This is a genomic window from Microvirga sp. HBU67558 (genome assembly GCF_018069605.1).
Lineage (GTDB): Bacteria > Pseudomonadota > Alphaproteobacteria > Rhizobiales > Beijerinckiaceae > Microvirga > Microvirga terrae.
Genome location: NZ_JAGPUP010000268.1, coordinates 1 through 817, shown reverse-complemented (window position 1 = coordinate 817; position 817 = coordinate 1). Strand labels below are relative to the sequence as shown.

Genomic DNA, 817 nt, shown 5'->3' with positions numbered 1-817 from the left:
GGAAGCCTTCTGAGTGAGCGGCCCGCTTCAAGCCAGAACGTTGAAGACGGGGATCCCGAGGGGTGGGGCGAAATCGCCAAGCCTTGTTGCCAATCCTGTATCAACAGCCTCATTCGCGGTCAGCCAGACGTCTGCATATCGGTGAACTTCAAGCTTATCGTCTGGGAGACGAACATGTGCCTTCAGAATTCGATCCATCCGGTCTTCGTCAATGACCAAGCTCTGAGCCCTCGCCTGAACCATGTCCGCATTTGCCCCTTGAAGCGTCGCATGGGTGCGATGAATCATGAATGTTCCAAGAGCACTCGTGACCCTGTCTGGGGCACCCAGGTAGGCTGTGACTGCGGCCGAACAGACCGAGCCAGCGTTGTAGATACTTATGGGTACCGGCAGGGTTTTGAAGTAGTTGTACAGGCAAACGCCGTCTTGAATGTTGCCGCCAACGGATTGCAGCAAGAGATGAACGCTCGGCGAGCCTGCACGGATCGCATGAGTAGTTGCTTCGAACAAGCGTTGCACAGCAATCTGATCAATATAACCCGCAAATACTAAGTAGGTCGCTGGTGCCTGCGGGTTCTCCATGCTGGTCCTCTATTTGTAGTGATAGCGACACTGCGCGATTTCTAGTTGTTGGCCGTCACCTGCCCCGGTGATCCGATAGACAAGGCGGTGCTCGCCAGTGATCCGGCGGGACCACCAGCCTTTGAGCGCATGTTTAAGAGGCTCAGGTTTGCCGAGCCCCTTAAATGGATTGCGTTTCGCATCCTTGATCAGGTCGTTGATGATCCTGAGGGTCTTTGGATCAGCCTCTTGCCAG

The 817-nt window shown here is 55.0% G+C and carries 2 protein-coding genes; both read right to left on the bottom strand.

Annotation, left to right across the window (positions count from 1 at the left end; all coding sequences use genetic code 11):
• Positions 1-27 precede the first annotated feature (27 nt).
• The gene (locus KBI52_RS01170; RefSeq protein WP_210804826.1) at positions 28-582 is read right to left on the bottom strand and encodes an ATP-dependent Clp protease proteolytic subunit; all 555 of its coding nucleotides are present in this window, start codon (positions 580-582) and stop codon (positions 28-30) included.
• 9 nt (positions 583-591) lie between these two features.
• The coding region (locus KBI52_RS01165; protein ID WP_210804825.1) for a Txe/YoeB family addiction module toxin at positions 592-817 on the bottom strand (226 nt) is incomplete at its 5' end.

Excerpts from the sequence above, each read along its gene's own strand:
- KBI52_RS01170 (WP_210804826.1), bottom strand. The coding sequence starts at position 582 with ATGGAGAACCCGCAGGCACCAGCGACCTACTTAGTATTTGCGGGTTAT.